This is a genomic window from Lunatimonas sp. (assembly GCF_020832325.1).
Taxonomy (GTDB): domain Bacteria; phylum Bacteroidota; class Bacteroidia; order Cytophagales; family Cyclobacteriaceae; genus Lunatimonas.
Genome location: NZ_JAFIEU010000002.1, coordinates 83,677 through 97,907, shown reverse-complemented (window position 1 = coordinate 97,907; position 14,231 = coordinate 83,677). Strand labels below are relative to the sequence as shown.

Below are 14,231 nucleotides of genomic sequence, written 5' to 3'. Positions count from 1 at the left end.
TGATTATCTTTGAATGGAGAAAGTAAATCGTCCATGCATACCCAAGATTATGAGCAAATTGTAGATCGGATCATTCAAAGCAAATCCTTTGGGAGGTCCCTCACCTATGCCAATCTGCTCCGCTACCTAGCGAGGTGTACGGCGGCCGAAAATGTGCCCAAAGAGGCTACGATCGCGGCAGAGATATTTGGAAAGGAGGACTATGACCCCTCACAGAGTACGCTGATCCGGGTATACATGTACAAGCTTCGGGAGAAACTAGCAGCCTATTACGTCAACGAAGGCAGCGAGGAACCGGACATCCTGACCATACCAAAAGGCAGCTACGCCCTGCAGCTAAGTCCGCGCCACTCTAGACCCCGTAAGTCTAAAAAAAAGCTGGTAGCTGCACTGATCCTGCTATTGGTGGCGGCTGCTGGTATGTATATGACGATGCGTCTAACCGGCCCGGATACCCGTCCGGCACCCCTACCATCCCTTTGGTCGGACCTGCAAAGGAGCCGGTTTCCGACCACGGTACTGCTGGGCGACTTATTTATCTTCAACGAAGAGGATCCGGAACGGGGAACCACACGAACCATCCGGGACGCCGGCATCAATTCCCTGAGGGAGTTTGAGTCCTTTAAAGAGCAACAACAGCCTCCCCATTTGACATGGAACCCAGCCACCTACGGCCTTTTGATACAGGGCAGTGCGCACTGGATAAAGAACCTGACCGAGATGTTTGGAGTACTGGGCAAAGATTACTCTATCCGCACCATGTCCCGCTTTAACCCGAAGGAAATTCAGGATCAGGACCTGTTGGTGGTAGGTATGCTGAAGACGCTGGGGCTTTTCAGGGATTTTTTTCCGCGGTCCCGGCTGTTGTACGACGCAGAATTAGACGGGATTCGTGTGTCGGAGGGAGGGGAAAGCAAGGTCTATGCGCCCTTCGGTGACCCAAATGGCTACCACACCGACTATGCCGTGCTGACCAAGGTGCCCGGACCCAACGGCAATGCGGTCTATGTGTTTGGGGGGATCTGGGACACGGGTGCCACACAAAGCCTGAAGATCTTTACGGATTCCCAACTGGCCCTGGACCTGGAAGAGGAGATGAAGACCGCATGGGGCGCTGTCCCCAAGTACTACGAAGTCTTGATCGAGGTCAGTGGTCTGGACAGAATGGAGTTGACGAGTAGGGTGGTGTATTTGCATTCGGTAGATTGATAAGATAATTTTGACTTTTCGTGGCTGTTTTAGTATATTGATGTTGTTTTTTTAAAAGCTATGAATTTTAATATACCACCAAATCAAAATCTACCTGTTCAGCTTTTGTCCGCCACTTTTAAAAATACATCGGCGACGTACAAGTTTTACTGGTTTCTGTCATTGCTCCAGCTTCTTGAGGAAGAAGGGGTTAAAATTGAAAAGCGGAAAATCTTTGCCCGCATGCTAGCGAACGCATGGTACCCGATAAACTATTACAAGCTATCCTTTGGAAAGCAGGATAAGATACAGGAAGCAATTTCCTTTTTTCACAAACAAAGGGGAATCCCCATAGATTTAACCCGACATGAAGTCTGGGAAAGCATTTTGACCTGTAAGGACACTGCATCCATTTCTTGCCTCCTCCATTTCGATAATCAGGTTCCTCATTGGTTTATTTCTCCCTGGTTTCCGTCTAAATACAAGAAAAAACAGATATACGTCCACTCTAAGAATCCAGCAATCAACAGCCCTTATTTTTTGCAAAGGGACTATGTGGAAGTAAATCCTGCATGGCAGGAATACCTGACCAAAAATTCCGCCATCCTAAAAGACTTTTGTTTTTGGAATTTAAGCCTTTTCCTTCAGAAGCATAACCCAAATGTTCCGGATATTCCAAACAAATTGATAAAACCTATAAGAAGAGGAAGCCTAGAAAATCACAAAAAGGGGTATTGGAATTTGTATTTTGATGAAGTAAAAGAACAACGATGTATTTATTCAGGCAATCTATTGACTAAAAGAGATTATTCGCTAGACCATTTTGTGCCATACAATTTCGTATCACATGATTTGAACTGGAATTTGGTTCCTGCCCATCGTTCAGTCAATTCTTCGAAAAGCGATAAACTCCCTAGACTCACGCAATTTTTTGATGTGTTTTTTGAAATTCAAAGAAAGAGTTTTGAGATCGTTTTCAGAAAAGCTCCCCGTTCTAAATACATCGAGCAATACCTCTCGATTTTCCCTTCCATTGATGGGCTTCTTATAGAGAAAACGGGAAAGGCCAGGTTAAAGGAAACGCTTGAACCATTGATAACCATTGCCCATAATAATGGCTTTGAAATCTATGAACCTAAACGCTAACCAGTATTCTCACCTCACCGCCAAAGAGCGAGATTCCCTTTCCTTTCCTGCGAGAGTAGTGAAGGAAAGGGGGCTTATGGATGGGGATGTGCTAGATTTTGGGTGCGGTTTTGGGAAAGATGTGGAGATATTAGCCAATCAAGGCATTCTAATTGAAGGATATGATAAGCATTATTTCCCCAAATTTCCAGAACGAAAATTTGATACCATTATTTGCTTTTATGTGCTAAATGTGCTGCTTCCGGAAGAACAGGCATCGGTACTAATGGAAATTTCTTCCTTGCTTAAACCTTCCGGCAAAGCCTATTTTGCCGTACGAAGAGATCTGGTTTATGAGGGATTCCGAATGCACAGAATACATCAAAAACCAACCTATCAGACCAATGTAGTTTTGCCATTTCAGTCGATTTTCCGAAATGATAGTTGTGAGATATACGAATACCGGCATTATAATCAACTACAAAGAGTTGAGTCTGCGTGTCCGTTTTGCAATCCGGGTGGAGATGTGGAGTTGATTTTGGAATCAGGGCGGACGTTTTCCCTATTCGATAAATATCCGGTAAATCCTGGCCATAGCCTGATAATCCCCAAGAAGCATGTTTCGGATTATTTCGAATTAAACTATAAAGAGCAAGCCTCTTGCCTGCTTATGCTTAATCAGGTAAAAAAGGAGGTTCAGAAACGTTTTAACCCTGAGGGATTTAATGTTGGGATCAATATTGGCGAAAAGGCCGGACAAACGGTTTCGCATGTTCATATCCATTTGATTCCGAGGTATGACGGAGATGTGGAAGATCCACAGGGAGGTGTGAGAGGGGTGATTCCGGAAAAGAAAACATACTTTTGAAGGATTGGGAGGATATCAATCGCTTTATTTTTGACTCTTCCTACGTGATTTCGCACATACGTGTAACCTAGAATGAAATCGTAGTCAAAAGAATACATGGGAAGCATTGTAGACCGAATTGGGCTGTACGCCGAAAGAAAAGGGATCAGTATACGACGGATAGAAATGGAGATTGGGGCCGGGAATGGGACACTATCCAAGGCAATAGGAAAAGACAAAGACGTCTTATCCGAATGGATCGCACGGTTTGTAAAGAGCTATGCAGACATCAACCCCACTTGGCTGCTTACCGGCAACGGCTCCATGCTTGTCACTGACGAGGAAAGCCTTTCCGAAAAAACGGAGGCAGCTTTGACCCAAAAGATTCATTACTTGGAACAACTGCTTCATGCCGAGAAGGAGAAAAATAAACTCCTCGAAGACCTGATCCGACTATTAAAGCGTGGTTAATTCCCCCATGGGTAAATGGTAATTTGCAGAAATTATTTGTACCTTTCTCCCTAATCGCTATACTACTATGAGCAAGGACAAAGGGGAGAAAAAAGACCCCAAAAAGAAAGCGGCTAAAAGCCTGATAGAAAAGCGGGCTGACAAGAAAGCCAAACAGGATGCGAAGAAAAAAGCAGGATAATACGGTGTCCATAACTTAAAGGGCCTAGTCGAAATCCCCCAGCCCCACCCGGCTGGGGGATTTTTTTATCCCTCCTGCCGCCTCAGGGAAAAAAAAGAAAGGGGTATCCGGAAAAAAAGGCACCGTTTTTGTAACCCGCATCCCCGGGAAGCGCAGCAGGCGACTCCCTCTCGAAATGCAAATAAATTTGGCCGAGATGCGTTTTTTGGTTTTTCACCGTTTGGAACAACCAAGGAGCTGGTCTAAAAAACCTGCTCAAGGACTCCGGAAAGGCAGAAAGTGCGCAAAAAATTAAACGCTTTTCATTCCAAATTAATGGGCTAATTGAGAATTTTAACTAACTTTAGAAAATAGAGCAAACAAATTAACCAAAAAACCATTATTACAATGAGCAGATTTAAAGAAGTAAAAGAACTGGTAGACGGCATTGAAGCTGACTTTGAGAAATTTTATGGCGCCAAAAACAAAGCTGCTGGAACTCGGATCAGAAAGGCGATGATGGACCTGAAAAACCTGGCCCAAGATATCCGAAAAGAAGTTCAAGACATTAAAAACGCTGAATAATCTTCAGCGTTTTTTGTAGCACGCTCCGTTCGGTACGTGATCTCTCCTACTGTTGAGGGAAATCGATACCGACGTTTGAGGTTTTTACAGGAATATCCGGGATAAGCCCGGTGCTTCGTCTACATTTTAATGAGCAGATATGGGAAAGTTTATTGATGCAAAGCATGACGGCGTTTGCGTACAGACCAAACAGAAGATTAAAAAGGGTGACCATATCTTCTATTTTCCGGGTAGGGGGATGTTTCATGCGGATTCATCCGTCTATCAAGAACACCTGAAAAACGGTTCGTTTCCCTCGCAAAGCGATGAGGAAAAAATGGAAGGGCGGTCCAACACCGATGATTTTTTGGTGATTGAAGCAATTGAAGGATTGACCAAACAATAGACCTTGTACCAGATCCCCATCTACAGAAAAGACCTGTGCCAACCGCGCGGGCTTTTTTTTGTGCACACCGGTATATCCCCTAAGTTTCTTTTGGATACCTACTAGCATTCGACAGGGTCAAGGAACGTACCTACTCCTCCACGCCGAATCGAAGGCGATCAGCCTCCCAGCCGTGGTCTATGTATTCCCAGCGAAAATCATCTCCCTCCACATGCAACAGGACAAAGCCTTCTTTGGTGTCGTGCCGCCTGCCCTTCCACCCATTTCCAGCGATCGACCCGCCAGTTAGATACTGAAAGCGGTCATTGACCTGCCCATGTTCTTTCCAATGAATATGACCCTGTAGTATGAGCTTTAAGTTGTGGTCTTCGAATAAGGAGATAATCTCAGCACTGTTTGTGACCGAATTTCCTGCTGGATTGCCGGTAACGATGCCCCGGGCCGTAACCAAGGGAATATGGGTCACCACTACCACTGGCGTTGTACCATCTAGCTTAGCAAGGTCCTCTTTAAGCCATTCAATTTGGGCTTGATCTACCGAAGCTTTGTAACGTTTCTCTTCCGTCACATCCAGTGAGTTTAGCACGATAAAATGCCAGCCTTTGTGACCGAAGGAGTAATAAGGACGGCCTAGGTAGCGCTCAAACATGCCAAGTTTATAATCCGGATGACCTTCCGTTTCGGGGCTTTCGGGATAAATCGCAAAAAGGTCGTGATTGCCCACGGTATGGTAAATAGGCATGTTGAATCCCTTGCACATCTCTACGTAAAGCGAAAACAAAGAATCAGCCCTTGTTTGGTTGCCGCGCATCACGTCATACACCTGATCTCCGCCGCTGATGACAAAATCTGGATTCAATTCATTTACCTTATCAATCGCCATTTGAAATCCAATGGGCGCCCGTCGTTCCGGTTGGAGGTGGATATCGGTGAGGAAGGCAAAGGAAAACCTCTCCTGGGGTGTGGAAGTTGATTGCGCATGGACAAGGCTTCCGCTTACAGGTAGCTGCAACCACAAGCCGAACAAAACGTACAAGGGAAATCGCATCATGGAAAAGAAATCAGTGAATCACTATCGCTTACGTCAAAACCTGTTAAAAAGACTATCCATGGCTTCCCTTCCTTGCTGACAGAGGCCCAGCCACTTTTTACTTGACCGAATAGCTCAACCGCATGGTGATGGAAGCTGTTTTCGCTTTGGACACGGTGTTGAACGTTCCGCCCCAGGAATAGTCTTCGGTGGAGTTTTGGCCGGTGATCTGGAAAATACCCATGTTGGCAGAGATAAGTCGGCCCAGCTTCGATCCGGAGTTTTCTGCGATGGTCTCCGCACGCAGCCGTGCATCCTCCGTCGCCCGGGATATCATCTCAATCTTTAGGCTTTCCAGATCGGTATAGTAATACCTGGGAGGTTGTGAGTAGAATTTCACCCCCTGCAAGAGTAGCTCGGTGATTTCCCTCGAAATCTGCTCCACTTTGTCCACCTCTTTAGATTCTATCTGTAGGCTTTGATTTAGTTCATATCCCAAAAAGGTCTGCCCCATATAATTCCCCGAAGCACTGTAATTCTGCTGGTAAAGCGGATTGGTGTTCACTGCCTTAAAAATAATCTGCTCGTTGGGAATTCCCTTTCGGGTAAGGTACTCCAACACGCTCCTGCGATCTTTTTCAAGCTCTGCATAGGCTACCTTGATGTCCTGGCTTTCCCTGCTGAAGTTACCCTCCCAAACCACTAAGTCGGACATAAAATCTTTTTGACCCAGACCCGTCACATCCACCGTGCCGGTTTTCTTATTACGGTTGATGAAGGCATTCCCCAAAATGGCCGAGGAAACGATCAAGGCGACGGCGAAAATGATAGCGGTAAGGTGTCGTTTCATAGGTATGGCAAGATGATCTACTGGTATTTCCCTACGAAAGATAAGGATAATAAGCAAGTATCCACTTCATGTCGCTACCCTTTCTATTTCTTTTTCCTACAATTTAGTACCTTAGACCCATCATTCCTCTGAGGAAAGGTACGTGCTGCATGAACCTCCATATTCTCCCGCGGATAGGTTCCCATTTTCAAAACAAGGAAAGCAGCTTTTCGAAGAGACGATACTTTTATTAACCCAAAACACCTCTCTATGAAGCAAATCATACTGCTTGTTGTATCGCTGTGGGTGGCACACAGCGCCATGTGTCAGCAAGACCCCCTTTACACTAACTTTCTGCACCCCGACAACCTCGCCAAACCGCGGGTGTGGTGGCATTGGATGAATGGCAACATCACACAGGAGGGCATCCAAAAAGACCTGGAATGGATGGAAAAAACGGGCATAGGTGGTTTCCAAAATTTCGATGCCAACCTCTTTACGCCGGTGGTAGTTCCGGAAAAACTGGTATTTATGACACCGCCGTGGAAGGCTGCCTTTCGACACACCACCGAGCTAGCCAGTCAGAAAGGTTTGGAAATGGCTATTGCCGGCTCACCCGGGTGGAGTGTAACAGGAGGTCCCTGGGTCAGCCCTGACGATGCAATGAAGAAATACGTTTGGTCGGAATGGGAAGTTGAGGGAGGTCGCACCTTTTCGGGCCCATTGCCCATGCCCTCTGATCAAACGGGCAAATACCAGGATGCCCATCTAGAGGGAGGTGGCATATCCGGCGGGTTTATTGGGGAGGTACCACGGTTTTATAAAGATGCACTCGTGGTGGCTTTTCAAGTGCCCGAAACAGAATTATCCCTACCTGATCTAAATCCCCGCATCACGCATAGCGGCGGTGACTTTGACACCCGGCTATTACTAGATGGTAGCCTAGAAAAATCAGGGTTTCTCCCCCCAATGGAAATCGGAGAGGATATGTGGATTCAATACGCCTTCGAGCAGCCGCAAACCTTTCGGGCTTTCAGCATTTCGGGAGCCATGAACGGCCCGTTGGCTGAATTTAATGGAGGTCCGAAAAACCGCCGGCTAAAAGTCTCCGACGATGGGGTAACTTTCCACACGGTAGCCACTGTATCGGGAAGTACGGTTCCCTTCAATACTGTAGCGATTCCTGCCACTAAAGCGAAATACTGGCGGATCGCATTTGAAACACTGCCTCCCGAGCCGAACTTTTTTGCGGCCATGGCCGGACTGAATCAGGGTGAACTCAAACCTGATGGGGTGGAAGTAGCCGAATTTCAGCTTTACACCACATCACGCATTGATCAGGTGGAAGACAAAGCTGGATTTTCTCCCTGGACAGAGGACTACCTCCTGGCAAGCCCTGCAACACAGGAAGCCGTTGGAATTATCCCTGCCGACGGGGTAGTGGACCTGACTTCCAAAATGGGTGAAAATGGTGCGCTCAGCTGGTCAGCTCCTTCCGGTAGGTGGAAGATCATCCGATTTGGCTACTCCCTGACCGGAAGGCAGAACCATCCCGCTTCCCCAGAGGCGACAGGACTGGAAGTCGACAAATTGGATCCACAAGCAGTTCGCCGCTATATCAACCATTACCTGGATCTGTACGAAGACGCCACCGGCGGCAAACTGGGTCCGGGTGGACTGGAATACATGATTCTGGACAGCTACGAGGCCGGCCACATGAACTGGACGGGAGATTTTCCGGCAGAATTTGAAAAAAGGCGTGGATATAGCCTACTAAGCTTCCTGCCCGCGCTCACCGGGCGAGTCGTAAACAGCGTGGAAGCGAGCGAAAAATTTCTATGGGATTTTCGGCAAACGATCGGTGAGATGATCTCCGATTACCACTACGACGTAATCGGAGAGGAACTGAAAAAACGGGGCATGAAGCGGTATACCGAATCCCACGAAAACAAACGCATTTACCTCGCAGATGGCATGGATGTGAAAAGGAACGCAGATATCCCCATGTCGGCCATGTGGACTCCCGGCAGTCTGGCGGGAGGCGAGGACGAGGAAGTGCGCAGCGAGGCTGACATCCGGGAATCTGCCTCTGTAGCAAATATCTACGGAAAACCCTTTGTAGCAGCCGAATCCATGACCTCTGTGGGGCGACCCTTTCAGGAGTACCCCGAACGGCTAAAACGTACCGCCGACCTAGAGCTCGCTTCCGGACTCAACCGCTTCGTTATCCACACCTCCGTGCATCAACCATTGGATGATAAAAAGCCGGGCTTTTCTCTTGGTCCCTTCGGCCAGTACTTCACGCGGCAGGAAACCTGGGCGGAACTGGCAAAACCATGGATAGACTACCTGAGCAGAAGCTCGGCCATGATGCAGCAAGGGAGTAATGTAGCCGATATTCTTTACCTATACGGGGAAAATACCAATATCACATGGATTGCGCGGGAAACACTCCCAGCTATACCTGCGGGTTATGAATTCGACTTTGTCAACGCTACCGCTCTACTCGAGGCCATCGAAGCAGAAAAGGATCGGCTCAAGGCACGGAGCGGAAACACCTACGAAGCGTTAATGCTGGACGAAAGCACCCGCTTGATGACCCTTCGCGTCCTCCGTAAACTGAAAGTTTTGGCAGATGCAGGTGTACCAATCATTGGTGAACGCCCGGTCCAATCACCCAGCCTAGCTGATTCAGACCAAGACTTTCAGGCGTTGGCAAAGGAACTATGGGAGAAGAGTAATGTAGGACCCGCCGTTAAACTTCCGGTTGCTCCAGATGTACAGATCACGGGTACTAGTCACAAAATCCTTTTCAGACATCGAAAAACAGAGGATTCGGATATCTATTGGGTAAACAATCGACATGCAAACGAAACCTCCGCGCTGGTAAGCTTCCGCATGACGGATAAAAAGCCCATGCGCTGGAATCCCATAGACGGCAGCGTACAGGAACTTTCCTATCAGATACGGGAAGGTAGAACCGAGATACCACTAACTTTCTCCTCTTGGGATGCTTACTTCATTGTGTTCCGAGAAGCAGCTAGCGCGGAGTCCTTTAGCGTACCCGAGCAAAAACGGACTGTTTTGACAACCATCGATGGCCCTTGGCAACTGGATTTCGGAAGCGTGAAAGAAAACTTCCCATCTCTCAGTTCTTGGTCGTCCCATACGGATCCTACGTTGAAATATTTCTCCGGCATCGCCACCTATACCCATTCCCTGGTTTTACCGACAGACTTTGTTCCCGGGAACTACGAGATAGATCTAGGAGAAGTGAAAAACCTCGCCGAACTGACTGTAAATGGACATACTGTGGGCATTGTTTGGAAGCGCCCCTTCAAACTGGACATCAGCGATGTGCTAAAAAGCGGTGAAAACCTTTTGGAGATACGTGTGGCCAACCTCTGGGTTAACCGCCTTATTGGTGATGCACAGCCCGGTGCGAAAAAATCCACGTTTACCACCATGCCTTTCTATCAGGCCAATGCTCCCCTACTTCCCTCTGGATTACTTGGTCCGGTGAAGATTCTAAAAGTGGAGTAATCAAACACAAAAAAAGAGGTCCAAAGAGACCTCTTTTTTTGCTCCTCCTCTTGGGCTCGAACCAAGGACCCTCCTGACTACCGTCAGGATGCCCTAACCTAAGGCGCTAACCCCCAGGAAAATTAGTCAATAGGTGCTTTATACGTCTGGAGGCGAATGAATATCACAACTGTCCGTTCCAAACTCTTTATCAATACTTTTTAGGCATCTTCTGGCACCAAGGTCTTTTATCTGCTTTTCCTTTACAATTGCTACTACCCTGTCTGGCAAATGTTCCGAGTGCACCAAAGTCCAAGGCACACCAGCCTTGGCGGACTTGTTCCCGCCCGAATTGTGCCGGATCAGCCTGTCGACTAGGTCCTCCGTCGGACCAACGTAGAATCGGCCCAAGGACGGTGAATAAAGTATGTAGACAACGTATGCCATAAAAAAAGCCAGACTGGGATACAGACTGGCTAAACTCTCGTCGGGGTACCCTGATTGCCATCAGGGTCCGCTCTATTTGAACCCACGACCGTCCTGACACCAGTCAGGATACGCTACCGGACTGCGCTGCAGCCCCTGTTAATTATCTGTGTTTTCGGATTCCGGCGCCGCTTAATCATTTTCCTAGTTGAGGCCAAAGTCTATGCCCAGGTTTCTGAGATATCTCCGTGCTCCGAGATTCTTTATCTTTCTTTCCCTTGCCAGTGCCTCAGCCCGGTTTGGAGCCTGTTCCGAGTGCACCAAAGTCCAAGGCACACCAGCCTTGGTGGACTTGTTCCTGCCCGAATTGTGCCGGATCAGCCTGTCGACGAGGTCCTCCGTCTGACCAACGTAGAATCGGCACAAGGACGGTGAATAAAGTATGTAGACAACGTATGCCATAAAAAAGCCAGACTGGGATACAGTCTGGCTAAACTCTCGTCGGGGTGGCGGGATTTGAACCCACGACCCCTTGCACCCCATGCAAGTACGCTACCGGACTGCGCTACACCCCGAGATTCTCTGTTTACTATTTTTTTAATTCAAATTCAGGATTTCAACCCACGACCCTCCTGACTCCTGTCAGGATACGCTACCGGACTGCGCTACACCCCGAGATTCACCCTGAACGAGTATATCACACGTTTGTGGACTGCAAAATTAGAATAAATTTAGAAAATTAAAAATTTGACCTGCAGTTTTCATATATACCTATCCCTTTCTTTCCCAAGGCATGTTGAAGGGTGGTTTTAGAAAAATTAACCACTTGACTGCTAGCTTGTATTGTGTGGTACAAATTGGGGAGGTACATTTTTTCCCTGGGTAATTTGGAAAAAAATAAGGAACCTGTTATGTTTGCATCACGAAAAACGGGTATGCCTTTTTTCGATAACATTCCTCCTTAGCTCAGTTGGTTAGAGCATTTGACTGTTAATCAAAGGGTCCTTGGTTCGAGCCCAAGAGGAGGAGCGAAAAAGCTGTCCATAAATGGACAGCTTTTTTTGTTTCTTCACTCCCCGCTTCCCTCGAAGCAGCTTGTATTTTATGCCAAGAAAAAAAGCCAAGAAGAAATATCCCCCTGGCTTTTTACACACTTTCTATCTTCTTCAATTAGACACATTCCCACTGCAAACCTCCTTCGTAGCGATAAGCCACTTTGCCCTCCTCATTCAGGGCCAAGAGGGAAATCCAGCCGTTGTCGCAGAGATTTTTTACGGTACTGTGCTTTTCTAGAATCCCATTCATGGCATCCAAGGGTGCCTCGATAATCACATTGAGCCTTACCGGTTCGTGCTGGTACTTTTCCCCATCATGCACCGACTGCAAAGGTAGCCCTACCCGCAGGTCGCCAGAGTAGCCCTCGAGCACGCCGGTTCCGGATGTTACGTTATGCAAGGTCTTGTTTCCGGAACCGAAATGCAGATTGTCCACGGTAGATCCATAGTATTGAAGATTGATCCAACTCGTTACTACCATCGGAGCGGTCATGATCAGTTCCAAGATGGAAAATCCGCTGTCTTTTTTCCAATCATAGGAGTGTAAAAACGATTTGCCACCTAGATCTATATGCTTGGTACGATTGCGTGGTGCCACCACGAAGGCATGGCAACCCGCCAGACCCCACTCCGGTCGGACCTGCGACCAGTCTTTGCTCCTTGCCAGCACCGCCTTATCCTGATTTCTCGTTATCGCCATGCGCAGTCCCCGCTCAGCACGGGTCGCTTTAGCAGCTTTAGATAAGGACGTGGTCAACGTAGTATAATCTTCTACCATCGACTCCGGCACCGCATCCTCGTTAAATACGGTTACTTCATCGGTGGTGGTATCGTGGAGACATGCCAAAAACACCGTGTCAACCGGAATGGCTATTCCTTGTTTGCGCAGTGCTTCTCTTACTTGCTTACCATTTAGCACTGCCGCAGCCACTTTGGCGTTGGCCTCCCCGGTGTGTCCGCCACAGGCACCACAATCCAATCCAGTGGCGTGGGGATTGTTTACAGAGGTACTTCCATGGCCAATGATCATAACAAACTGTGCAAAGTTTTCCGTCAGGGACATGGCCTTTAGGGCAGTTTTGGCCATTTCAACCTGCTTCTCCAGGGGTATACCTGTGGTACCTTGGTGGTGATCGCAAACCTGAAGGGATACAGTCTTGCGCTTGGATGAAATACCTTTGAGTCCTGCACGATCGGGGTGAGGTACCGGCCGTGTCATCCCAAAGGAGTCGGTAAATAGCTTAGGCAGAAAAGACAACCCCATGGGACTTACAAAGCTGAAGCAGGTTACAGCCCCGGATTTAAATGACTTCCAGATTTTTTTAACTTGATACCGCAGCACGCGCTCCCGATAGGCTACCTCGTGCGATGCCTTATCCTGCAATTCCTCCATAATGGTGGGTCCAGTAGGAATTAGTACCGGGCACTGCGCTTCACCCTGTTCGTGGGCGATGGGAACAAAATTGATCGGAAAGGCAAAAAAACCGGCAAACCCAATCGTTTCGATCTGTGGATTTACCTGCTCCAAATTTCGCCGAAAAACCTCTGACCGCACATCAATGCAAAATATCCCTTGTGCCAAAGGCCTCGCTGCTTTCTCTGGAGCAACGGTATCCGTAGCTTGAAATTTTGTAATAAGCTCCCGCTGCATAGCGATATCAAATGCCTCCTGCAACAACAGCTTTTCCGAAAGTGCATGACTGATCTCTATCTTCAATCCTGCTTCGGAAAGCTGCTTCTTGGCCTCCAACCATACAAAGTTCAGCTCAGACTCCTTGAGGCATTGCAGCAAGCAGGCTTCCCAGCAAATAAGTATGATCAAAAACTCCTGCAAGACACCTCCTTCCTTTCCGTACAACGCATTGTCCCAGTCCAGTCGCGCAGCATGTGCTGACCAACCCCCTACCCGCAACAGTAGGCGGTGTAGGTAAATGGGCAGGGCTTCATCGGACACGCCTAGTACTTCCAAGGCACTTTTCGCAGCCAATAGCGGTTGGTTTGGCATTGCCTTCACCACTGCACGAAAGTTTTTCAAACCCGTGACCTCAGGCGTTTTATCGATCTGCGACTCCCACTTCCAAGACAGAAACATACCCCCCTGCCGATTGGAGACATTCCAAACCGCTTGGCCATTATCAAAATACGTAGCAGCCCAGGTAGATATGCGGGAGATGGAAAAACGATTCCAGTCTTTCCCTGAAACGACCGTGGCAACGTCAGTTAAAGTGGCAACGGATGTCATGGGGTCTCCTGCATCGGAAATTCCACCTAACCCTCGAATAAACGTCTCTACATCTACCTCATTGGTTGAATGCTTTTTAAATGCAGCCTGCAAATCCCCCCGGGTTATTACCCCTTCCTGGATTTTGGTTCGGTAAAAAGATACGGGCAAGGTCATCTGTATGCCTGCGACAGCGCCAAGATACTGCGCAACATTGTTGAACTTTTGATCGGTAAGGCCCAAATAGGGATTCACCGCAACGAAATTCTCCAAGGGCCAAACAGGTGCTATCTTCTTACAAGCCTCTTGGAGTACGCTTGCTAGCGAGGCAACCTTCGCTTCCTTTTCTTGTGTTAATAAATGGTCTTCCATTGTGAATTTTTATGA

Annotated in this window: 12 protein-coding genes and 2 tRNA genes; 8 read left to right on the top strand and 6 right to left on the bottom strand. The window is 47.8% G+C overall.

What is annotated here, in order from left to right:
• The first annotated feature begins 9 nt into the window (after positions 1-9).
• The 6 genes from JJU34_RS00605 (at position 10) to JJU34_RS00580 (ending at position 4,761) form a co-directional block, all read left to right on the top strand.
• A complete protein-coding gene (locus tag JJU34_RS00605) occupies positions 10-1,209 on the top strand; it encodes a helix-turn-helix domain-containing protein (RefSeq protein WP_228690360.1) in 1,200 nt (399 codons plus the stop codon).
• 534 nt (positions 1,210-1,743) lie between these two features.
• Positions 1,744-2,334: an HNH endonuclease domain-containing protein gene (locus JJU34_RS00600; RefSeq protein ID WP_228690359.1), complete on the top strand. Its 591-nt coding sequence runs from the start codon at positions 1,744-1,746 to the stop codon at positions 2,332-2,334.
• Entirely contained in the window at positions 2,318-3,181 is an 864-nt protein-coding gene (locus tag JJU34_RS00595; protein WP_228690358.1) for an HIT domain-containing protein, read from the top strand. The genes JJU34_RS00600 and JJU34_RS00595 overlap by 17 nt, the downstream gene beginning before the upstream one ends.
• Positions 3,182-3,277: 96 nt before the next feature.
• On the top strand, positions 3,278-3,631 hold the full coding sequence (locus tag JJU34_RS00590) for a hypothetical protein (protein ID WP_228690357.1): 354 nt from the start codon (positions 3,278-3,280) through the stop codon (positions 3,629-3,631).
• A 568-nt stretch (positions 3,632-4,199) separates the two neighbouring features.
• Entirely contained in the window at positions 4,200-4,376 is a 177-nt protein-coding gene (locus JJU34_RS00585) for a histone H1 (protein WP_209330915.1), read from the top strand.
• A gap of 139 nt (positions 4,377-4,515) precedes the next feature.
• Positions 4,516-4,761: a hypothetical protein gene (locus JJU34_RS00580; RefSeq protein WP_228690356.1), complete on the top strand. Its 246-nt coding sequence runs from the start codon at positions 4,516-4,518 to the stop codon at positions 4,759-4,761.
• Between the two features lie 130 nt (positions 4,762-4,891).
• Here the strand turns inward: JJU34_RS00580 and JJU34_RS00575 are convergent, their stop codons facing one another.
• Together JJU34_RS00575 and JJU34_RS00570 are read right to left on the bottom strand one after the other, a co-directional pair.
• A complete protein-coding gene (locus tag JJU34_RS00575; RefSeq protein ID WP_228690355.1) occupies positions 4,892-5,812 on the bottom strand; it encodes a metallophosphoesterase in 921 nt (306 codons plus the stop codon).
• Positions 5,813-5,909: 97 nt separating this feature from the next.
• Positions 5,910-6,641 carry an SIMPL domain-containing protein gene (locus tag JJU34_RS00570; RefSeq protein WP_228690353.1) on the bottom strand — a complete coding sequence of 244 codons (732 nt, stop codon included), beginning with the start codon at positions 6,639-6,641 and terminating at the stop codon, positions 5,910-5,912.
• Between the two features lie 249 nt (positions 6,642-6,890).
• Between JJU34_RS00570 and JJU34_RS00565 the strand changes: the two genes are divergently transcribed.
• On the top strand, positions 6,891-10,163 hold the full coding sequence (locus tag JJU34_RS00565; RefSeq protein WP_228690352.1) for a glycosyl hydrolase: 3,273 nt from the start codon (positions 6,891-6,893) through the stop codon (positions 10,161-10,163).
• 138 nt (positions 10,164-10,301) lie between these two features.
• Here JJU34_RS00565 and JJU34_RS00560 read toward each other — a convergent pair whose 3' ends face one another.
• From JJU34_RS00560 to JJU34_RS00550, 3 genes are all read right to left on the bottom strand, one after another.
• Entirely contained in the window at positions 10,302-10,589 is a 288-nt protein-coding gene (locus tag JJU34_RS00560) for a GIY-YIG nuclease family protein (protein ID WP_228690351.1), read from the bottom strand.
• A gap of 183 nt (positions 10,590-10,772) precedes the next feature.
• The gene (locus tag JJU34_RS00555; RefSeq protein WP_228690350.1) at positions 10,773-11,030 is read right to left on the bottom strand and encodes a GIY-YIG nuclease family protein; all 258 of its coding nucleotides are present in this window, start codon (positions 11,028-11,030) and stop codon (positions 10,773-10,775) included.
• Positions 11,031-11,069: 39 nt separating this feature from the next.
• Positions 11,070-11,143, bottom strand: a tRNA-Pro gene (locus tag JJU34_RS00550).
• 380 nt (positions 11,144-11,523) lie between these two features.
• Here JJU34_RS00550 and JJU34_RS00545 point away from each other — a divergent pair.
• A tRNA-Asn gene (locus tag JJU34_RS00545) sits at positions 11,524-11,597 on the top strand.
• Positions 11,598-11,738: 141 nt separating this feature from the next.
• Here the strand turns inward: JJU34_RS00545 and JJU34_RS00540 are convergent.
• Positions 11,739-14,216: a DUF2309 domain-containing protein gene (locus JJU34_RS00540; RefSeq protein ID WP_228690349.1), complete on the bottom strand. Its 2,478-nt coding sequence runs from the start codon at positions 14,214-14,216 to the stop codon at positions 11,739-11,741.
• Between the last annotated feature and the right edge of the window lie 15 nt (positions 14,217-14,231).

Excerpts from the sequence above, each read along its gene's own strand:
- JJU34_RS00575 (WP_228690355.1), bottom strand. The coding sequence starts at position 5,812 with ATGATGCGATTTCCCTTGTACGTTTTGTTCGGCTTGTGGTTGCAGCTA.
- JJU34_RS00555 (WP_228690350.1), bottom strand. The coding sequence starts at position 11,030 with ATGGCATACGTTGTCTACATACTTTATTCACCGTCCTTGTGCCGATTC.
- JJU34_RS00585 (WP_209330915.1), top strand. The coding sequence starts at position 4,200 with ATGAGCAGATTTAAAGAAGTAAAAGAACTGGTAGACGGCATTGAAGCT.
- JJU34_RS00560 (WP_228690351.1), bottom strand. The coding sequence starts at position 10,589 with ATGGCATACGTTGTCTACATACTTTATTCACCGTCCTTGGGCCGATTC.
- JJU34_RS00540 (WP_228690349.1), bottom strand. The coding sequence starts at position 14,216 with ATGGAAGACCATTTATTAACACAAGAAAAGGAAGCGAAGGTTGCCTCG.
- JJU34_RS00595 (WP_228690358.1), top strand. The coding sequence starts at position 2,318 with ATGAACCTAAACGCTAACCAGTATTCTCACCTCACCGCCAAAGAGCGA.
- JJU34_RS00565 (WP_228690352.1), top strand. The coding sequence starts at position 6,891 with ATGAAGCAAATCATACTGCTTGTTGTATCGCTGTGGGTGGCACACAGC.
- JJU34_RS00580 (WP_228690356.1), top strand. The coding sequence starts at position 4,516 with ATGGGAAAGTTTATTGATGCAAAGCATGACGGCGTTTGCGTACAGACC.
- JJU34_RS00590 (WP_228690357.1), top strand. The coding sequence starts at position 3,278 with ATGGGAAGCATTGTAGACCGAATTGGGCTGTACGCCGAAAGAAAAGGG.
- JJU34_RS00570 (WP_228690353.1), bottom strand. The coding sequence starts at position 6,641 with ATGAAACGACACCTTACCGCTATCATTTTCGCCGTCGCCTTGATCGTT.